This is a genomic window from Pseudomonas sp. A6 (assembly GCF_052367875.1).
Lineage (GTDB): Bacteria > Pseudomonadota > Gammaproteobacteria > Pseudomonadales > Pseudomonadaceae > Pseudomonas > Pseudomonas citronellolis.
On the sequence record NZ_CP198970.1, the window covers coordinates 1150638 to 1169596 of the forward strand.

Consider the following 18959-nt stretch of genomic DNA (forward strand, 5'->3'; position numbering starts at 1 on the left):
TTAATCCTTGGTCACGCGGTTGACTTCCTCGAGGCTGGTAATGCCTTGCATGGCCTTGAGCAGGCCCGAGGTGCGCAGGTCATTGAAGCCTTCTTTGCGGGCTTGCTCCGCGATCTGAATGGAGTTGCCTTCCTCCATGATAATCCGCTGCAGCGCCGGCGTGATTTTAACCACTTCATAAATACCCACGCGGCCCTTGTAGCCGTTCTTGCAATTTTCACACCCCACGGGGGAGTACAGCTTGAAGCTGCCGATCTTGTCCTCGGGGAAGCCTTCGTGGAGCAGGGTTTCACGGGGAATGTCGTGTTCCTTCTTGCAATGTGCGCAGAGCTTGCGTGCTAGACGCTGGGCGATGATCAGGTTGGTGGACGTGGCCAGGTTGAAGGAGGCCACCCCCATGTTCAGCAGACGCGTCAGGGTTTCCGCAGCACTGTTGGTGTGCAAAGTGGACATCACCATGTGGCCGGTCTGTGCGGCCTTGATGGCGATCTCGGCAGTCTCCAAGTCACGGATCTCACCGACCATGATTACGTCCGGGTCCTGGCGCAGGAAGGCGCGCAACGCCTGGGCGAAGTCCATGCCCTGGCGAGGATTGACGTTGACCTGATTGATGCCTTCCAAGTTGATCTCCACCGGGTCTTCGGCGGTGGAAATATTGATATCCGGGGTATTGAGGATATTCAGGCCGGTATACAGGGATACGGTCTTGCCGGAGCCAGTTGGGCCGGTCACCAGGATCATGCCCTGAGGTTGCTTGAGCGCTTCCAGGTAGAGTTCTTTCTGATCCTCGTCGTAACCGAGCGAATCGATACCCATCTGCGCGCTGGCGGAGTCGAGGATCCGCATCACGATCTTTTCGCCCCACAGGGTAGGCAGGGTGTTGACGCGGAAGTCGATGGACTTGCTCTTGGATACACGCATCTTGATGCGGCCGTCCTGAGGCTTACGCCTTTCGGAAATATCCAGGCCGGCCATTACTTTCAGGCGCGCTGAAATACGGCTAGCCAGCTGGATAGGAGGCTTGGCCACCTCGTGCAGCATGCCATCGGTACGGAAGCGTACGCGGTAGATCTTCTCGTAGGGCTCGAAATGCAGGTCCGATGAGCCTCCCTTGATGGCGTCCAGTAGCATCTTGTTGACGAAGCGAACTACCGGAGCGTCGTCAGCATCGCCTCCAATGCTTTCTTCCTTGCGATCTGCGTCACCACTTTCAATATCCAGCCCATCCAGATCGACGTCGGCCAGATCATCCAGGCCGCCGGTGGCGCTCTCGAAGAGTTTTTCGATGGTGTCGCCGAGCTTGTCGTCCTCGACCAGAATCGCCTCGGTGGTCAGGCCGGTACTGAACTGAACATCGGTGATGGCTTGATGATTCGTGGGATCAGATATACCTACGAATAGCTTGTTGCCGCGCCGCCAGAGCGGAATGACGCGATGCTGACGCACCAGCTTCTCGCTGATCAATTCCTTTGGAATGCCATCTTTATCGATGGCTGCCAGGTCGCAAAAGGCGACACCGAACTGATCGGCGGCCAGTTCCGTCAGGGGGCGGCTCTTCACCAGTCTGTTCTGCACCAGATAAGTCACCAGCGAGAGCTTGTTGCGTTGAGCTTGCTGCTGGGCCTGCTGGGCGCTTCTTTCGTCCAGTAACTCGGCGATGACCAACTGGCGGGCGAGGCCGGATAGCACGACTTGATCGTTCATGGGGAGGCATTGTTCGAACTGAGGTGGAAGGTCTTATAACGCACCGTCTCGACCCTGCCAAATGCGGCACCAGTGAAGTGTCATTTTTTGTCAGATCTTGCCCGCCAGTGTTTCCTTTGTCTGTAGGTTTTGGCCTAATCCGTAGGATTTTGGCTGTGGGAATTTGGCACGGCGTGTGCTTGGCTTCTGACAGGTCGATAGACCTCTACCCATCTCAAGGAGAGTTTCATGAAGGCTCAAAAAGGTTTCACCCTGATCGAGTTGATGATCGTAGTAGCGATCATCGGTATCCTGGCTGCGATTGCGCTGCCTGCGTATCAGGACTACACCGTCCGCTCCCAAGCCGCTGCCGCCCTTGCTGAAATCACCCCCGGTAAAACTGCTTTTGAAGCGGCGGTGAACGAAGGGAAAACTCCTTCCGTTACTACTACTGCCGATGGTTACATCGGTGTTCCGGCGTCTACCACTTATTGCACCGTGGCTGTTACTGGAACTACTAAAATCCAGTGCACCACCAAGGGTGGTAATGCTGATAAGTTCAACGGTAAGACCATCTCTTGGGATCGTAGCACTGAGGGCGTTTGGACCTGCTCCACCAACCTCGACGCTAAATATCGTCCGGGTAGCTGTGGTGCTGCAACCGGTAGCTGATTTCGGTTGACTCGGAATATAAAAGCCCTGCATGTGCGGGGCTTTTTTTTGGGAGCTGAAATGTTTGATCTGTTGCCAAAGATTCTTGGTGGAGCGATATGCCTTGTGCTCTTTGTCTTGCCTTTGGTTAGTGTTTCTCCTGATTTGTCATGGCATGACCAGCAACGAATTGGGCAAGTCGTTATTTTCTTGTTTTCAGTAATTTTATTTTGGGTGTTTCGGTGCAGGCGTGGGGATTTTTATTCTAGAGCTTTTCTCTTGAGTATATTCTTTCTCTCGATTGTTTCATGCTTGCATTCTAGTCAGGTATTCTGGTCTTTTGTCGAGTTGTCTGTTTTCTTTTGTTGCTATATTGTCGTGTGTTGTGTTTGTGAGTGGAGGATTCGTTGTGGGGAAATTGTTGACAATGCTGTATGGTGGTTGTTGACTTTTGTTATAGTTGGATTGCTTTCTAAGTTCTTTTTTTCTTATTTTTTCGCTGTGGTGGCTCGCGAGAAAATAATCGTGTGGTTTCTCTTCGATGGCTTCAGTTGGCCACGTTTTCTTGGGCAGTTTCAGACTTTGTCACTGCCGCTTCTAACTGTCCCAATGTTGGCAAATTGGCGGCGGCGGTATTGGTTCTTTCTTCTGTGTTCTCTATGGTGGTTCTCGACTATAAGCGTAGGCACCCGTGCCAGTTGGCTGGGTATGGCCTGTGCGATCCTGTTGCTGCCGATATTTATCAAACGTGGGTGGTTGTTTTCCCTATATCAAGGGGGAACGCTAGTAGCTGGTTTGGGGTTCTACGTTGTTTTCTTCAAGTTAATACCAGGATTTTGTGGGTTACAAGTTTCAGGGCTCGCCGAGGAGCGCCTGAATATGTCACTTTCTGGTCGAGAGTACCTGTGGGAGCAGGCATGGAAAATGACGATGGAGCATCCATGGTTGGGCGCTGGGCCGATGCAGTATGCTGCGTTGGCCAATTTATATGGGGCTCATCCGCATCAGGCAATACTCCAGTGGACGTCGGAGTGGGGGAGTATTTCAGCAGTTCTAGTGGCACTTCTTCTACTTCGGTTGCTCTGGTTGTTGTATTTGAGGTCAACGGGTTGGCTTGAAGAGCGAGGCTCAACGGGAGCTATCAAGATCTGCCTGCTGGCAAGCTTCATTGCTTCACTTGCTCATGCAATGTTTGATGGGTCTTTGGTCATGCCCTACACACAGGTCTGGTTGTCTGTTCTGGTTGGTTGGGCCTGGGGGTTAGTGGCGAAGAAGGACGCCATATTACCAATTTCTCGGGCAGCTCTGAGTGCTAGGAGGTTTTTCTCGATGGCCTTCTGCTCTGTCTTGGTCTTCGTAATTTTCAGGGATGTCCCTGGGATTATCGAGCGCAATAAAAGTGGTGTGGTTTCGCAGACTTGCTGGGTTGAGCGCCCCAGGTTCTGGTCGGCCGGCATTATCAAGAAGCTTCCTGAGTCGGAATGCGCGTCCAGCTCTGGGAGGCGTTCTGATTAGATAGTAGATTTGGGGGGTTGAAGTTCTTTTTACCGAAATGCTAGATTCGCCTCCCGCCCGCCGGTGTAGCTCAGTCGGTAGAGCAGCTCATTCGTAAGTAGAGGGTCATCCCACGGGAACCCCAGCGGATAGTGGCTCTTCTGGGTGACTCAGAACGGCTAAGAAGGTTATAGTAAGGTTTCGCCGGCATAGCTCAGTTGGTAGAGCAGCGCATTCGTAATGCGAAGGTCGGGGGTTCGACTCCTCTTGCCGGCACCAGTAAGCACAAGGCCCTCCACTCGGAGGGCCTTTTTGCTTCTAGGAAGGTTTCCGCCTTCTTAGCCGCAACCACTCAGCCGCTCCCGCTTGTACTTCCCGCCCCGTCCATAGTGCCCGCCTGATCCTGGCATGGAGGTGCACGCGCGCCCTGATTTTAACCCTTACACCACAGTGTGAGGCCCTTCTTGCAGGGGGCTTTGGGTTGTGTCACAATCGACCTTACACCACAGTGTAAGGTAAACTCTAATGACGGCCAACCCTCAGCTCTTCTGCCCTATCCGCGGCGCTCTCAAGGCAAAGCTCAAAGCCAGTGATGGTTTGACCTTTACCGAGGAGAAGCGTCGAATCGACTGCATCAACTTCTTGTTGAGCAAGGGCTACCCCAAGGATCGGATTGAAGCAGAGACGGTTGTGCTTAGGTTCGGACACAAAGGGAAGAACTCCCTGCGTGCCGATATTGTGGTGTACGACCGGCCTGTAGCAGACGTAAAGCTCCAGCCGGAGGAAAAGCGGCGCGAGTTCATGAAACTGGTAGCGGAAATTAAGCGCGACTCGGCAGATGCTGAATCTGCCAAAGACAACCAGCTCAAGCCTGCTCTTGAGCTGGCCTCGCCCAAGGATGCCCTCGGTGTCTACTGGGATGATGTCGAGCAGTCCATCCTCTTCAAGGAGGACAAGGGAACTCACCAAGAAATTAAGGATGCCTCCATCGCGATGCTGCCAGCGTTTGGCTCGGCATTCGGTTCCAAAGACATCCATTACAACGACCTTAAGCCTGCATTTGATCTTGTCACGCGGTTTGCGCGTCTCGATGACGTATTGCATCAGGCGGGACACTCTAAAGACGACCGTTATCAGGTTCTCTTCCAAATTTTGCTTGTTAAGATTTTCGATGAGCAGAGCCAAAGAGCATCAAATGGACGCATGCTTCTGCAGGACTTCAGTGTACAGAAGCACTCTGACGCAGATGTAGTGGGTATCTTCGAAGGCGGTCTGTCGCAGTCGCTCGGCATTTATGGGCCGCTGTTGCCTAAGAAGCCCTCAAAGAAGATCGCCTGCACGGGTGCGACGCTGAAGGATGTGGCAAAAATTCTGTGCCCAATTAATATCCTCGGCTCATCGCCACAAGTTCTGCAAGATTTCTTCATGTACTTTGGCCGCTTTCTCTACAAAGTGGATCTTGGGCAGTACTTCACCCCATACGAGGTTATTGATCTCGTTGTGCGCATCGTTAATCCTAAGTTCGGGGACCGAATCAAAGACCCCGCATGCGGCACCTCTGATTTTTTGGTGGGTGCAAAGAGGGTTGCTTCAGAGCGGCACATGGCAGATGTATCCGCTCAGCTCTTCGGCGTTGATATCGCGGATATGGCCGTCAACCTTTCCGTTTTCAACATGATTCTTAACGGCGATGGCCGCTCGAACATTACGAGTGGCGATAGCCTAAAAGAAATCAAAAAGCATGAAGAGCAGTATTCGGTGGCGCTTTGTAATCCGCCCTTCGGTACACGCATTGTTGAAAAGCGAAAGGATGTTCTTGCCGCTTATGAGCTAGGTACCGAAGAAAAAGGTGGCAAGCGCGTTCCGCTGGCGTCCCAGGAAACTGGGGTGCTGTTCGTCGAGGTTTGCTTGCGGTCGGTTGTGCCCGGTGGGCGTGTCGGTATCATTCTTCCAAACGGATACCTGGGGAATCGCAGCCCCCGCTACACCGAGTTCAGAAAATGGCTGCTGCGGCAGGCACGAGTAGCTGCGGTAATCGGTTTCCCTCGGTTCACCTTCAAGAAATCGGGGGCTGATGTCTCGGCATCTGTGGTCGTGCTCGAAAAACGAGAGGAACCGCTTGCTGATGTGAAAGACAGCGCTGACTTCCCAATTCACTTTAACCTCGTGGAGAAGGTGGGCTGGGATTTGCAAAGTAAGCGTTCTGGCCGTATTTACAAGCGTGACCCAAAAGATGGATCGTTGGTCTTGGACGCGGAAAACCAGCCTGTACTTGATGCTGATTTCAGTCGGGTTCTTGGAGACCTGTATTCATCCACGGTTGTGGATGCGTTTCCCTGGTTGAGCGCAGGTGTGCCCGAGGCGAACTCCTCCGGCGGCTGGGTTGTTCAGGCGGCAGACGTTCTTGCACGTGATGACCTCAGCTTGGACCCAAAATTCTGGAGTCCAAAACACATGAACGTGTGCAAGGCAGTAAGTAGTGGCGCACACTTCAAGATCGGTGATGTCCTTCGGTCGGTGAATCGCAGGACGAAGCGATCCTCCGGCTCAATTTATCGTTACGTAGAAATCGAGAAAATCTACGAGAATTTCGGTGCCTACATCGCTGAAGATTATTATGGTTGGGCTCTGCCGGATCGGGCGAAACTTGTAGCCAATCCTGGTGACATTTTCATCGCCAATATCTGGTCAAGCGCGGGCAAGTGGATGATCGCTGGCGACGAGGCGGCAGATGGCAAATTGCTCGTTACGACAGGGTGCACTCAATTTGAGGTTATTCCTGAACAGCAGGCTCTGTTGCCCGATCTTGTTTTTGGTCTTTGCTCCGAAGCCTTCAAGGTTCAAATGCGCGCCCGTGCTACTGGCTCTGATGGGTTGTCCTCAGTAGCGGCAGAGGATATCTGTTCCATCGTATTGCCAAAAATCACCTCTGATGCTGTTCGCACTTCTATCGAGGAGCGTATTCAAGAAGTGAAGGCGGGGCAGATGGTGCTGTCGCGAGTGGTTCGCCAAGAGCTGGAGGCACATCACCCCGAGGCGAATATTCCTCCGCGCTCTGCCCATGTGGTTCAGGTCTAACAGTACGGCCCGTCATACGGAAGGCGAAGCCTCTTTCAAGTGGCTGAGGCTTCGGCTTCTGTTATTGCTTGCTGCGACAGCGCCAGCGACAGGTTCGTGATGCCGTCCGCCTTGCCGCGGACAAACTCGCGGTCTGCCGCAACGGCGGACTTGTAGGCGAGCTGGACACCTTCGAGCTTCGCCGTCATGCGCTTCCAGACCTCGCCCACGACACGCTCCGCGAAGGCCTGCACGGCGAACGGGCGGCGATCTTTCGGGCGGCGGTCGATCACGGTGGCGATGGCAGCGCCCAGCACGAGGTCGCCGGTCATGATCGCGGTCCGGGCGGCGGTTTCCATTTCAACCGGCCCAGCCCCTTCGAGCTGGAGCTGATATTGGGTGCGCTTCGGATCGCCCAAGCCGACACGGCCCAGCATCGTCGCGGGCGAGGTGTACACGGCTTGGATGGCGGCGGCTTCGTCCGCGTAGGCTTGCAGGCCCTTGAGCATGGCGGCGCGGTCCGCTTCGGAACTGGCGATGAGCTGGCGGTGAAGGTTCGCGGCCTTGTTGGCGGCGTTCTTCTTGGCGAAGGCGCGAGCGGTGGCGCGATCCTCCGGCGAGGCGGAGGTGATGAAGTCTTCGGCTTCCCGGCTGTAGTTGTTCCGGGCGTCCATGACTGTGTTTTGCAGCTTCTCAACCTTGCGGGAGAAGGCGGTGGCCGTTTCGGCGGCACGGTCGCTGAGGTATTGCGCGCGCTCCTCGTTGAGCGTCACGCCCTTGGGAACGGTGTTGAAGTCGATGGTTGCCATGTCGGGCTCCTGTCTCAGTTGTCACAACCGGGAGAGGCCCAAAGCACGTAACCAGCGGGGCTCATCCCACTATCAAGGCGGGCGCATCAATGCCCACACTTTCAGTAAGGATAAGACCCGTTTCCAGCACTCGGCAAGAAATATATCTTGTAGATCAATGACTTAACTTTACTTTTTCGGGTTCGACTGGAGTGCAGATGATTGCCCGTTCCAGCGGTCGGCTGGGGTCGTGGCGGCACTCCATGCGCTCGAACTGACGCGCGCCGCCCCGGGGCGTCTCCTGAACCCGGACAGGAGGCGCGAGGCGTGGCGAGAATGTGCCGACCTGCGCCCGCCGGAGCGAGTCCTGGGCAGAGTACAGGGGGCGGTCTTCCGCTGCCGCTACGGTGGCGAGAATCAGCAGCGCGACGGTTACAAGGCTACGCATAGCGGGACCTCCTCAGACGTACATGATGCGGTTGCCGGTATCGGGCAGCCGCGGCGGCGGTCCGGCGAAGTCGCCCACGCTCACGAGGCCCTGCGACGCCCCGGCGATCAGGTAGCTGGTCGCATCCAAGGCGTGATCGTTCGCGGAGCTGTCCACGTCTTCCGGGTTGCGCGGATCGCGGGGCAGCGCCGGGACCGTCGCCAGCCAGAAGCGGCAGCGCGAGGCAACGAAGAATTCACCGTTGGCCATGAGCTGCTTCAACAACTCGAAGCGAGGCACACGCGCCCCCTTCCGGGCGGGCGATACCCTCACCCCGGCCTCGCGGAACAGGTCGCCAATCGACGCCTCCGCGCGGCCTGCGGTCCGGGCTTCGGCGGCGGAGTCGATCACGCCCCGGGCGCGCACGCCGTTACGTGCGGCCATCGCGTGGAGGGCTGGCGCAATCTGCCCGGGCGTCCGGCCCGTCCCGCGGCTGATGTTCTTCGGGTCGCACTCGAAATGCTCGTCATAGATCACCCAAGCGCCGCGCGGCATCACCCGGTCATCGCTAAGGCGCACGTCATAGGCGAGCTGTCCGCCCAAGACAGACGCGCACGGCGCGGCGCTGCCCCAGTCAATCGACAGCTTCAGCGAGCCGAAGAAGTGCGGCGGGACCTCGTGATGATCGAACACGGCGCGGGCGTGCTGCCAGACGCCCCCGAAGTAATCGCCAACGATGGCCGACCAGTCGCCGTGACGGTGCGCCTTGTACAGCGCCGGGTCGGTGTGGGCGAGGACGGAGAAGTTGCGCTTGTAGGCGTCCGGCAGGTGCGGGTTGTCGTCCACGGTCGAAGGCGCATAGACCCACTTCTGGTCCGCGAACTCGAACGGTGCCCAAGGCTCGCGGCCCGTGACGTACCGCTCCGCGAGGGCGGAATGGTTCGCACCGCCCGGGTTCCCCGCCAAGACCATGCGCAGCGGGACGCCCGGAGCGCGGAGGGTCAGCGCGAGCGCGTCAATCACCGGCAGCTCGGGACCTTCGCCCGCCTCATCGACCACGATCAGCGAGAAGGTCATGCCCTGCACGGTGTCTTGTAGGGCAGCGCTGGACTCGCAGTGCGTCAGCGCGACCGTTGCCCCGTTCGGGAGGCGGAACACGTTGTCATTCTGGTTGTAAGTGAAGCCGGAGCCGTAGGCGGAGCGCATGAGCCCGCGCAGCTCCTCCGCGAACTGAAGCAGCGACTTCAACCGGCGGCGCGTCACGAGGACGCGGGCGCGGTTCTTGTACTGGTCGCAGTGCCGCAGGATGAGCAGTTGCAGGCCGAAGGACTTGCCGCCCCCGCGGCCCCCGCCCAAGAAGATGAAATGATCCTCGGGGATGCTCAGGACGGTCGCCTGAAACGGAGTCGGGCGGATGGTGTTAGGCACGTTCGACATTGATGATCCTCCCGTAGTCCTCCGGCGACAGCGCCGCGTTGATCTGGATGAGCACGCGCGGGGCGTCCTCGTTGTTGCCGTCGCCCTTGTTGATCTTGTAGATGCGATCCGCGAGCCATTCCGCGGCCCTGATGTCGCCCTCGTTTTTCATCTTGTCTTTCATGAAGGCCACGATCTCACCGGCCCCTTCGGCGCGGCCTTCTTCGAGGGCGAGCGCGAGCGGCGACAGCTCGCCTTCCTCGCTGTCCTCCTTGAGGCGCTTCCATTGGGCTGGGGTAAGGCCCAAGGCCCGCCGGATCGTGTGCTCACGGTTGCCTTCCTGCGCCAGCTCGCGGGCGACTTCGAGCTGATGGGGCGAGAGGCACGGCAGCGCCGGGGCGGGCGCGGTCTGCTTCTTGGTCAATTGCTTGTCGGACATGCTTCCAACTCCTTCTTGATTCGGTACACGGTCGAGGCCCCTACACGGGTCAGGCGCATGATCTTGTTCACGGGGACGCTGGCGCGGAGCATGTCGGCAATGCGGTGCTCGGTTCCGGCGGATACCTTCGGACGGCCCAGCGTCTTGCCCTGCTTGCGGGCGCGCTCAAGGCCCAGCATCGTCCGCTCGCGGATCAGCTCCCGCTCGAACTGCGCGAGGGAGCCCATCACGTTGAACATGAGCTGCCCGGCGGGCGTGGAGGTGTCGAGCGCCAGGTTGCGGACGAACAGCCCGACCTTCAGGGCTTCGAGTTCCGCCACCAGCCCGACCAGATGCGGCAGGCTCCGGCCCAGCCGGTCCAGCGCGGTTACTCCGACCATGTCGAACTTGCCGAGTGTGGCGGCCTTCATCAGGGCGTCCAGCCCGGGGCGCTTGTCGCGGCCCTTCGTCCCGCTGATGCCCTCATCCACAAACTCGGCCACCACTTCATGACCACGGCCCGCGGCCCACTCGCGCAGGGCAAGTAACTGGGTCTCAACCGTCTGGTCTTTGTTGGTGCTCACGCGAGCGTATAGGGCGACTCTCATGGACTGATTCTCATTACTGTATATACGTACAGTAACTATAGCTGCGAACCATTCCGAAATCGAGCGTTAATGGAATACCGAAAACCGCGGAGACAGGGGCGTGGATTCGCTGGCGCTCCGGCGGTGTGGTTCCGCGGACGTTTTCGGAATTGTTGAATCAGGGCGCAGGGCGGCGGTGCGGGGGTGCCTCATGCCCAAGGAGGGGACGGCTACCGACTTCGGCGGCAGGTCGGTAAGTCGGTTGAAGGTCGGTAATGCGGAAACCCCAACCGCTATTGGCTTTTTCCTACTTAACCGACTTAACCGACTAAGAGAGAGTCAGGAGAGAAAAGCAGAAGCCGGAGCCGGACTGCGCCGCCCCTCTGGGCGGGGGATCACCGCCGAAACCTCCGCGGCCCTAGCGAAGAAAAACGGCGGCTAAGTGGGATAAGTCGGTACAGAAAGCACGAAAGCCCAGCGGGGCTGGGCTTCCGGCACTACCGACCTTGAAAAAAGTATCGGCCTAAGTCGGTTCATGAACCGACCTTCAGAACGGCCCCTTGCTCCGCGCTGCCGCCGGGTATTCATCGGCTCCCAGCTCCGCCCAGTCCGTGAGGTCGTCCCAGCGCATCGGCATCCGTGCGCGATCCCATGCCGCCCGTGCATCCGGCAGCGACGGGATCACGAAGCCCCGCGGACGGCTCCTGTCGTGGTACTCGAAGCCCAGATCACGCATGAGCTTGTTGACCGCGTTGAGGGTCACGTCATCGCGGCGCAGGCGCGTTTGCGCGTAGTCGCGGAGGTCGGCAGTTGCCAAGAACGGCTGATTGAAGCCGACCCAGCGGCGCGCGGGTATCTCGCCGGTGCGCAGCAGGTCAAGGAACACCGCATCAATGCCGCCGACCGTCGCCGCCTTCTGCGCGTGCAGAGCCTCGGTTTGGGGGACGCTGCGGCGCGGGTGCCAGTCGCCAAGGTCCATCGTCAGAAGGTCATGCAGCATCGCCGCCAAGCCACCGCCACGGAGTTGTTCAGCGATGGCGCGGAAGTAGTCGCTGTCCTGTGCGTGCTGGCTGGATACCTCGAAGACGGCGAACCGGCGTTCATCAATCCCGGCGGGCACAACCCATTCTTCGTTCGAGGCCATGACAACGTGCAGCCGGTTCCGGGCCTGCACGAGGTTCACGCCCTTGCCCTCAATCGTCAGCTCGGGCTCGGTGATGAGGCCCTTCAGCACGCTTTCCGCGGCCTTGTCGCCCGGGACAATCGCCTCATCCGCGAACAGCAGGCAGCAGTCGCGCAGGTGCGCATTGAAGCGGCCCGTGAGCTGGGCGGGGGAGTTCACCTGCAAGCCGTGTTGACCGAACAGGCGCTTGAGCGAGCGGGCGAAGATGCCCTTGCCAGTGCCGCGACCGCCCCGCAGGACCAGCGCCACCTCGGCAGGCTCGCCCGGATTCTGGACGGCCCACGCGGCCCAGCGCAGGATGTAGTCGGTGCAGGCTTCGTCTCCGTTGGCGAGGATGCGCCGAACATGCTCACGCATCAGCGACCAGTCGCCCGCCTTGGGCATCACCGACCAGCCGCGCCACATGTTCAGGTAGCCGTCCACCTCCTCGGGCTTGCCGGGGAAGAAGCGCAGGGCGAGGTATTCGCGGCGCTGGCCGTGTTCAAGCCACCACTTGCCCAGCGGCTTGTAACCCACGCCCTTGTCGGTCGGGTACTCCACGAAGCGGTGCATGTAGCGGTTGCGGAAGTCCTCGAACGATTGCAGCACCGGCACAAGGCGGTCTTCGTCCAGCTCCGTCCGCTCCCAAGACAGCACGCGCGTCTTGCCGCCCTCCTGAAGCAGCACAGCGTGTTTCTTGTTCATTTCCTCAAGGGTCGGATCGGCGCAGGCGGCGCGGGCGTTCTCGATCTGGCGCTGTGCGTAGCCTTGCCAGTTGCGTTGCTCGCGGACGCTGGCGCTGATGCCGTTGTTCGGGTCGGTGATCGCCCCGAAGATCAATTCATCCGGCAGGCCCGCCCGGACAAGATCGCAGACGGCGCGGAACAGGGCCTCACTGCGCGACGGGTAGCGTTGCGGGTCTATAGGGTCAGCGCCGGTCGCTACCAGTGCAAGCGTGTGATCCTGGATCGTCGCCCGGTTCGCTTCCGCCCACGCGCGCAGCTCATCGACTCCCACGGCTGTACCGTCGCCCATCGACACGGACGCGGATGCCTTCCCGGTGGCAGCGCGGGGCTTCGTGCTGGCGGCGGAGTTGATCGGCGGCGCGGCGGTGAAGGCTGACAGGGGGTAGCTGGTGTCATTCCAGCAATACACCTCGGCTTCCGCGGCCTCGCGGCCCTTCGCCCGCTTCTTCGCGTTCGGGATGTTGAGCGAGCCCGGGAGCCTGAGAAGCCTGTCCACGTTGTGGCAGGAGTCAGCCTTGAAGATGCGTTCCAGCTCGCGGTTGTAGCGTTCGGCCTCCGCCGGGTCGGTAATGGTCAGCGGCTCCGACAGCTTCCACAGGGCTTGGAATCCGCCCCCGCTGTCAACGATCACGGACGGCTCGGGCTTGGCGTCCCTCAACATGTCGAGGATGCGCGCACGTTCGGCCTGTAGGTCCTCGCCCGCGAACGGGTCCACGTCCACCCACAGATATTCGAGCGTGGCAATGTCGGCCTTCGTTGGCTTCTTGCCGGTCGGCTTCGCTACCGTGCCCACGGTGTAGTACAGGTTGCGCTTGCCGTTGTGCTGGGCAATCCACGCTTCCGCGTCATTGGCGTTCTTGAAGGTGCGCGTCTCGGTTGCGCCACCCTCCGGCGGGATCGCGGTCAGGCACCAAGGGCCACCCGGGCGCAGGCGGTTCAGAAATTCAATCGGCGTCATTGCGCACCCTCCGCCGTGTGGTTTTGTTCGTTGGCGGCCAGCCACTCATCGAGCGCGGCGCGGCGATAGCGGACGGAGCGGCCCAGCTTCGCGTAGCGCGGCCCGCCACCTTGAAGGCGGAGGAGTTCGAGCGTTTGGCGGGACAGGCGCAGGTAGTGCGCGGCCTCCTCGGTGGTGAACACGTTTTGTTGAAGTTCAGCGAGGAGCTGGGCGACCTGCTCACGGGTCAGGAGTTCACGCGTTTCCATGATCGCGGTCCTCCTCAAGCAGGTAGTCCATCAGCGTCCGCCGAAGACACAGGCGGTGCGCCTCGTCCAGGTCGAGGACGGCGCGGCGGAAGTCGTCGCGGTCCTTTAGCTTCGAGTCCTCGCTGAGTTGCTGGGCCAGTTGACGCTGACGGCGGAGGACCTGAGCCGCGGCTTGTACGAAAAGCGCGGTCAGCTCCTCATCGGTGATTTCGTCGGACTTCTCTGCCAGTTGCCGGACGCGCTCCGCCGGTAGGCCGGACTCAATCGCCAGCATCTCAAGCGAGCCCCCGCCAGCCATCAGGAAGGCGGTGATGAAGGGGTGCGGGGCCTCGTCCGGCTGGGCGATGGCTTCCAGCCCGGCATCGACGCAATGCCAAGCGAGCGCGAGGAGGTTCTGACGGGTCGCCCGGTTCGCGCCGTGGGTGGCTTGCCACAGGTCCAGCTCATCCTGAAACCAGACGGTGACGCGCTGGCCGGGGAGGCGGTGCGGCTGGGGGAAGTGTTCGAGGGTCTTGGCCCAGCGCCAGAGGGTGGCGGTAGAGCAGCCCAGATAGGTGGCGGCTTGCGCAGGGCGGAGCGCAACGCGGTTGTTCTTCTCGGTCATGGTCGGGAACTCCGATCAACTCGGCCCGCGCCACCAAGAAGAAAGGGGCAGCGCAAGCCAGTGTTTGGCTCACGACTGCCCCCTTGCATCACGCTCGGATTTGAGACGGCTCCAGTAAGGGCTAACCGCTGAAAGCGGACCGCATCACGCGTATCACCACAGACTCTTGCCGACCTAGCAATCACTCAGGTCGCCCCGGATTACCCGGGGAACATTGAGAGGGATTCTAAGACTTACGGCTGAGGCCGTAAAGCCTTTTTAAGACCTAAGTGATTGATTCATAAAGAAGTATATTTACTTTTTCGGGTCCTTTTCAGGCTCAAGTGGTTGTCCCTTCTGGCTTTTCTTCGAGTCATCACACAGGAGGCGGAGGCGGTCGGAAATTTCCTGCATTGGAGCCCGGAGGCGGTCGAGTTCGGGGCTGATGTAGCCCGCGGTCACGTCGCCCTTGTCGGGTAGGCTGTGATTGACCAGCATCTTGATGGCGTAGGGCGACACGTCCAGCGACTCCGCGACCGTGATGAAGGTATTGCGCAGGCCGTGGACGGTGAACTTCACGCCCAACTTCTCCTTCGGCTCGGCAATGTGGCCGCTCTTGCTTTCAGCCGGGAACACCCAAGGGGAGTCGGGGAAGAAGGTCTTGGCCTGCTCGCACTGCTGGCGCTCCTTGAGTAGCTCAATCAGGAAGTCCGACAGCGGCAGCTTGAACGCGCGAGCCTCGCCCCCTTTGGGCCTCGGGATCAGCAGGGCCTTGTTCGTCCAGTCGATATGCTCCCAGCGGACCGCGGCGGCGCTTTCGCGGCGCAGGCCGGTGAACAGGACAAAGCGGAGGTAATCGCGGCGGATGGGGTTGGTCATCGCCGTGACCTCGGTGTACCACGCGGTCAGGTCCGTGCTTGGGATCGCCGCCTTGCGGCGCTCCTCCGGGAACCAGTCCACGGCGATGGTCGGATTCACGCCCAGCTCATCGTGAATCTTCAGCGCGTGGTTGTAGGCGGCGCGGAAGACGCGGAAGGCACTGTTGGCGACATACGGGCCGTTCTTCTCCCCGATCTTGTGGTGACGCTCGCGGCAGTCCTTCCGGGTGATCTCAGTCAGCGGCTTCTTGAGCCAGTCGCTCAGGTACTGGTCGGACAAATAGCGGTAGTCCTTCAGGGTCCGTTCGGATCGCTTCTTGTTCGACTTCAGGTGCAGGTCGAGGGCATCCCCGAAGGTGACAGAGGCGGCGGGCTTATCCTCCCTGTTTGGGTTGATTCCCTTGCCCATCTTCATCAGGAGTTCGCGCGCCTCCTCCCGGGCCTGCTCAACGGTGTACACGCCATACCGCCCGATGGAGGTGCGGACGGTCTTGCCGTTGATGTCACGTTGTACAAAGAAGGTCTTGGACTTCGCGCCCACGCAGACGCCCAGTCCCTTCAGGTCGGTGTCGAAGTACAGGTGCTGGCGCTTCTTGTCGTCGGCTTGGACGAAGGGGAGCCCCTTGACGGCGCTCTGGGTGAGCTTGATCGAGGTGGACATGCTGGGCCTTTCTAGTAACGGGATAGTAAGGTTGATCCTTAAAAGCCGGTAGTGTCACCTTCTAACTTAAACCGGCCAATTCCCCGTAACCATAGTGCCTTTCTGACCTTATTAAAAGTCCTTAGCGTCCCCTTAGTAGCTGGCTCATATAATTCGTAATGAGAAGGTCGGGGGTTCGATTCCTCTTACCGGCACCATCTCTGGCAAAGGCCCCGCTTCGGCGGGGCTTTTTGCTTTCCGGCTCCGAAACCGCCGTACTTGCCGCTCGGGCGCTATCGAACTGCCATCATTTGCCGGACTATACTCCCGCTGCCCAGGGAAGCTTTCGGTGAGGAAGGGAGCGGTCTGTGAAGCAGTCGAGTGAGTCCGCCAGGTTCAGCCGTTCCTATGCCCAGCGCGTGCTTTTGCCGCGCGCGGTGGGTTTGGCCGTGGGGTTCTTCTGTGTCGCCGGCGTGCTCTGGGGGAAGGGGCATTCGCCTTGGCTGTGGGGGCTGCTGCTGTGGTTCTGCTATCTGTGGCCGCTGATGGCCTACCAGATCACTTCGCGTTCGCCGCGGCCCAAGGAGCTGGAGCGGCGTTTCGTGCTCTTCGATTCGCTGATGGGCGGGTTCTGGATCGCCACCATCCAGTTCAACGTGCTGCCCTCGGTGATGATGCTTTCCATGCTGGCGATGAACAACACCGCCGCAGGCGGCATGCGGTTCGTGGCTCAGGGTTTCGTGCTGCAGGCGCTCGGCATGTTGCTGTCCGGCTTGGTGCTGGGCTTCGGTTTCTCGCCTGATACGTCCCAGGCCGAGCTGTATGCCTGTATTCCCATGCTGGTCATCCACCCCATGACCATCGGCCTGGTGCTCTATCGCCTGGCCATCCAGCTGTCGCGGCACAAGAAGGCGCTGCGCGACCTGAGCCGTACCGACAGCCTGACCCAGCTGTTCAACCGCGGCTACTGGAAGGAGCGCCTGCAGCAGGCCTTCGAGCACTGCCGGCAGGCGCAGCAGCCCGCTTCGCTGGCGCTGATCGACGTCGACCACTTCAAGACCACCAACGACCGCCACGGGCACGTGATCGGCGACCTGGTGTTGCGTCGGCTCAGCGAGTTCATGCGCAGCCACCTGCGCGCCGAGGACCTGGCCGGGCGCTATGGCGGCGATGAGTTCTGCGTGCTGCTGCCGGGGCTGCAGCCGGAGGCGGCGCGGGAGGTTCTGGCGCGGCTGTCCCGCGAGTTGGCCGGGGAGGCCTGGGAGCGGGTGCCGGAATTGCGCGTCAGCCTCAGCATCGGTGTCGCCGGCTTCGATCCGGCCATGCCCGACGCCACCGAGTGGCTGCGCCGGGCCGACCAGGCGCTGTACGAGGCCAAAGGGCAGGGGCGCGACCGCATCGTCCTGGCTTCCGAGCTGGACGCCGCGGCGCGCCGGGCCTAGCCGAAGGCCCTGGCGCAGGGCGCGGACTGTATTGGCTATTGGTCGCAGGCTGGTATCCCCTGATTGCCGAGCAGCCCCATGCTGGCCCAGGGTAGAAACCGATGGCCATAGCGGATGATATAGTTGGACGTCGTTACCCTTTCAGCTGAGACAGAGCCATGGCGGATGAGTCGAGGATTACCCTGGAGCCCGGCAAGCGTGGCGGGAAGCCCTGTGTGCGTGGGCTGCGGATAACCGTGGAGGATATCCTGAGCTGGCTGGCCGCCGGAATGAGCCCGGAAGAAATCATCGCTGACTACCCGGAGCTCGAGCGTGAAGACATTCTCGCTTGCCTGGCCTTCGCAGCGGCTCGCATGAAGCATTCGGCCTGGATCAAGGCGGCATGAAGCTGCTGCTGGACGAGAATCTTTCCCGGCGCATGTTGCCCTCCCTGGAAATGGACTTTCCCGGCTCTTCCCAGGTTGCCTTGCTCGGGCTCGAGCAGGTAAGCGACCGGCGGATATGGGAATACGCGAAGCAGCACGACTACGTGATCGTCACCAAGGACGAGGACTTTCATGATTTGCAGGCAGCTTGGGGATATCCACCCAAGGTGATCCTGCTGGCGATGGGCAACAGTTCGAACCAGGCGATCGTCCAGGCTCTTTGCAATTCGGCAGAGCAATTGAAAAGGAGCCTGGAAGACGAGCGTATCGGCCTGGTGGAGCTGATCTGACCCGCCGCGCCGTTACAGGCTCAACCGCATCGACAAGTCCAGCGCCTTGACGTCCTTGGTCAGGGTGCCGATGGAGATGTAGTCCACGCCGGTCTCGGCGATGCCGCGCAGGGTGCTCTCGTTGATCCCGCCGGAGGCTTCCAGCTTGGCGCGGCCGGCGGTCAGCCGCACGGCGGTGCGCATGTCTTCCAGGCTCAGTTCGTCGAGCATGATGATGTCGGCGCCGGCGGCCAGGGCCTGGTTCAGTTCGTCCAGGTCTTCCACCTCGATTTCCACCGGCTTGCCCGGGGCGATGCGCCGGGCCTCGGCGATGGCCTGGGCGATGCCGCCGCAGGCGGCGATGTGGTTTTCCTTGATCAGGAAGGCGTCGTACAGGCCGATGCGGTGGTTGTGGCAGCCGCCGCAGGTGATCGCGTACTTCTGCGCCAGGCGCAGGCCGGGCAGGGTCTTGCGGGTGTCCAGCAGCTTGACGCCGGTGCCTTCCACCAGGTCGGCGTAGTGGCGCGCGCGGGTGGCGGTGCCGGACAGCAGCTGGAAGAAGTTCAGCGCGCTGCGCTCGCCGCTGAGCAGGGCGCGGGCCGGGCCCTGCAGGCTGAACAGCGTCTGGTCGGCGCTGACCCGCTCGCCGTCGCGCACCTGCCATTGCACCTGCACGCGCGTGTCGATCTGCCGGAATACCTCGTCGACCCAGGCTGTGCCTGCGACGGTGGCGTCCTCGCGGGTGATGACGCGGGCCTGGGCCTCGCGCTCGGCGGGGATCAGCTGCGCGGTGATGTCGCCGCTGCCGATGTCTTCGGCCAGGGCGGCGCGGACGTTGGCCTGGATTTCCCCGGAAAGGTCGGCAAGGGTGAGGTTCGGCATGGCGGACTCCTGATTCGCGGTGGCGGGATTATACGGGGCGCGGCGGCCGCCGTGTGCATCCGCGGCGGCCGGCGGGAGTCGGACGAACGGTGGCTGTTCTTGTGTGAATTTCATCAAGAATGCCTTCTAAGGACCCTGGTTGTGATTGATGCTTGTCTATAAGATAAGTCTGAATATTTCTATTTTGACGTCAGTCGATTGACGT

General features: G+C 60.3%; 16 protein-coding genes and 1 tRNA gene. 7 read left to right on the plus strand and 10 right to left on the minus strand.

Going from position 1 to position 18959, the window contains the following annotated elements:
- Complete coding sequence (gene pilB, locus ACTWJ5_RS05270; RefSeq protein WP_444437647.1) at positions 1–1704, minus strand: type IV-A pilus assembly ATPase PilB; 1704 nt, start codon at positions 1702–1704, stop codon at positions 1–3.
- Between the two features lie 228 nt (positions 1705–1932).
- Here pilB and ACTWJ5_RS05275 point away from each other — a divergent pair, with 228 nt between their 5' ends.
- The 4 genes from ACTWJ5_RS05275 (at position 1933) to ACTWJ5_RS05290 (ending at position 6906) form a co-directional block, all read left to right on the plus strand.
- A complete protein-coding gene (locus ACTWJ5_RS05275; protein WP_253390073.1) occupies positions 1933–2355 on the plus strand; it encodes a pilin in 423 nt (140 codons plus the stop codon).
- A gap of 60 nt (positions 2356–2415) precedes the next feature.
- Entirely contained in the window at positions 2416–3849 is a 1434-nt protein-coding gene (locus ACTWJ5_RS05280; RefSeq protein WP_444437649.1) for an O-antigen ligase family protein, read from the plus strand.
- Positions 3850–4031: 182 nt separating this feature from the next.
- A tRNA-Thr gene (locus ACTWJ5_RS05285) sits at positions 4032–4107 on the plus strand.
- 246 nt (positions 4108–4353) lie between these two features.
- Positions 4354–6906 (plus strand): restriction endonuclease subunit M, encoded by a 2553-nt coding sequence (locus tag ACTWJ5_RS05290; RefSeq protein WP_121358282.1) that lies wholly within the window; start codon positions 4354–4356, stop codon positions 6904–6906.
- A gap of 35 nt (positions 6907–6941) precedes the next feature.
- Here the strand turns inward: ACTWJ5_RS05290 and ACTWJ5_RS05295 are convergent, their stop codons facing one another.
- The 8 genes from ACTWJ5_RS05295 to ACTWJ5_RS05330 form a co-directional block, all read right to left on the minus strand.
- Complete coding sequence (locus ACTWJ5_RS05295) at positions 6942–7694, minus strand: hypothetical protein (RefSeq protein WP_444437651.1); 753 nt, start codon at positions 7692–7694, stop codon at positions 6942–6944.
- Positions 7695–8133: 439 nt separating this feature from the next.
- The gene (locus tag ACTWJ5_RS05300) at positions 8134–9537 is read right to left on the minus strand and encodes a PBSX family phage terminase large subunit (RefSeq protein WP_058012005.1); all 1404 of its coding nucleotides are present in this window, start codon (positions 9535–9537) and stop codon (positions 8134–8136) included.
- Positions 9521–9955 carry a hypothetical protein gene (locus ACTWJ5_RS05305; RefSeq protein ID WP_053817755.1) on the minus strand — a complete coding sequence of 145 codons (435 nt, stop codon included), beginning with the start codon at positions 9953–9955 and terminating at the stop codon, positions 9521–9523. The genes ACTWJ5_RS05300 and ACTWJ5_RS05305 overlap by 17 nt, the downstream gene beginning before the upstream one ends.
- Entirely contained in the window at positions 9937–10542 is a 606-nt protein-coding gene (locus ACTWJ5_RS05310) for a recombinase family protein (RefSeq protein WP_017938995.1), read from the minus strand. The genes ACTWJ5_RS05305 and ACTWJ5_RS05310 overlap by 19 nt, the downstream gene beginning before the upstream one ends.
- A gap of 526 nt (positions 10543–11068) precedes the next feature.
- Complete coding sequence (locus ACTWJ5_RS05315) at positions 11069–13387, minus strand: DUF5906 domain-containing protein (protein ID WP_444437654.1); 2319 nt, start codon at positions 13385–13387, stop codon at positions 11069–11071.
- Positions 13384–13635, minus strand: coding sequence for a helix-turn-helix transcriptional regulator (locus ACTWJ5_RS05320; RefSeq protein WP_155680743.1), 252 nt, complete (start codon positions 13633–13635; stop codon positions 13384–13386). The genes ACTWJ5_RS05315 and ACTWJ5_RS05320 overlap by 4 nt, the downstream gene beginning before the upstream one ends.
- Positions 13622–14239, minus strand: coding sequence for a helix-turn-helix transcriptional regulator (locus ACTWJ5_RS05325; RefSeq protein WP_444437656.1), 618 nt, complete (start codon positions 14237–14239; stop codon positions 13622–13624). Before ACTWJ5_RS05325 ends, ACTWJ5_RS05320 begins: the two co-directional genes overlap by 14 nt.
- Positions 14240–14533: 294 nt before the next feature.
- Entirely contained in the window at positions 14534–15757 is a 1224-nt protein-coding gene (locus ACTWJ5_RS05330; protein ID WP_444437658.1) for a tyrosine-type recombinase/integrase, read from the minus strand.
- Between the two features lie 347 nt (positions 15758–16104).
- On the opposite strand from ACTWJ5_RS05330, the gene ACTWJ5_RS05335 reads away from it, so the two are divergent.
- From ACTWJ5_RS05335 to ACTWJ5_RS05345, 3 genes are all read left to right on the plus strand, one after another.
- The gene (locus ACTWJ5_RS05335) at positions 16105–17178 is read left to right on the plus strand and encodes a diguanylate cyclase (protein ID WP_444437660.1); all 1074 of its coding nucleotides are present in this window, start codon (positions 16105–16107) and stop codon (positions 17176–17178) included.
- Between the two features lie 158 nt (positions 17179–17336).
- The gene (locus ACTWJ5_RS05340) at positions 17337–17564 is read left to right on the plus strand and encodes a DUF433 domain-containing protein (RefSeq protein ID WP_444437662.1); all 228 of its coding nucleotides are present in this window, start codon (positions 17337–17339) and stop codon (positions 17562–17564) included.
- Entirely contained in the window at positions 17561–17893 is a 333-nt protein-coding gene (locus ACTWJ5_RS05345) for a DUF5615 family PIN-like protein (protein ID WP_074977521.1), read from the plus strand. Before ACTWJ5_RS05340 ends, ACTWJ5_RS05345 begins: the two co-directional genes overlap by 4 nt.
- 12 nt (positions 17894–17905) lie before the next feature.
- On the opposite strand, the gene nadC is transcribed toward ACTWJ5_RS05345, so the two are convergent.
- Entirely contained in the window at positions 17906–18754 is an 849-nt protein-coding gene (nadC, locus tag ACTWJ5_RS05350; protein WP_444437664.1) for a carboxylating nicotinate-nucleotide diphosphorylase, read from the minus strand.
- Positions 18755–18959: the final 205 nt, after the last annotated feature.

Bases quoted from the DNA above. Each gene is read 5' to 3' on its own strand.
- pilB (WP_444437647.1), bottom strand. From the start codon at position 1,704: ATGAACGATCAAGTCGTGCTATCCGGCCTCGCCCGCCAGTTGGTCATC.
- ACTWJ5_RS05275 (WP_253390073.1), top strand. From the start codon at position 1,933: ATGAAGGCTCAAAAAGGTTTCACCCTGATCGAGTTGATGATCGTAGTA.
- ACTWJ5_RS05280 (WP_444437649.1), top strand. From the start codon at position 2,416: ATGTTTGATCTGTTGCCAAAGATTCTTGGTGGAGCGATATGCCTTGTG.
- ACTWJ5_RS05290 (WP_121358282.1), top strand. From the start codon at position 4,354: ATGACGGCCAACCCTCAGCTCTTCTGCCCTATCCGCGGCGCTCTCAAG.
- ACTWJ5_RS05295 (WP_444437651.1), bottom strand. From the start codon at position 7,694: ATGGCAACCATCGACTTCAACACCGTTCCCAAGGGCGTGACGCTCAAC.
- ACTWJ5_RS05300 (WP_058012005.1), bottom strand. From the start codon at position 9,537: ATGTCGAACGTGCCTAACACCATCCGCCCGACTCCGTTTCAGGCGACC.
- ACTWJ5_RS05305 (WP_053817755.1), bottom strand. From the start codon at position 9,955: ATGTCCGACAAGCAATTGACCAAGAAGCAGACCGCGCCCGCCCCGGCG.
- ACTWJ5_RS05310 (WP_017938995.1), bottom strand. From the start codon at position 10,542: ATGAGAGTCGCCCTATACGCTCGCGTGAGCACCAACAAAGACCAGACG.
- ACTWJ5_RS05315 (WP_444437654.1), bottom strand. From the start codon at position 13,387: ATGACGCCGATTGAATTTCTGAACCGCCTGCGCCCGGGTGGCCCTTGG.
- ACTWJ5_RS05320 (WP_155680743.1), bottom strand. From the start codon at position 13,635: ATGGAAACGCGTGAACTCCTGACCCGTGAGCAGGTCGCCCAGCTCCTC.
- ACTWJ5_RS05325 (WP_444437656.1), bottom strand. From the start codon at position 14,239: ATGACCGAGAAGAACAACCGCGTTGCGCTCCGCCCTGCGCAAGCCGCC.
- ACTWJ5_RS05330 (WP_444437658.1), bottom strand. From the start codon at position 15,757: ATGTCCACCTCGATCAAGCTCACCCAGAGCGCCGTCAAGGGGCTCCCC.
- ACTWJ5_RS05340 (WP_444437662.1), top strand. From the start codon at position 17,337: ATGGCGGATGAGTCGAGGATTACCCTGGAGCCCGGCAAGCGTGGCGGG.
- ACTWJ5_RS05345 (WP_074977521.1), top strand. From the start codon at position 17,561: ATGAAGCTGCTGCTGGACGAGAATCTTTCCCGGCGCATGTTGCCCTCC.
- nadC (WP_444437664.1), bottom strand. From the start codon at position 18,754: ATGCCGAACCTCACCCTTGCCGACCTTTCCGGGGAAATCCAGGCCAAC.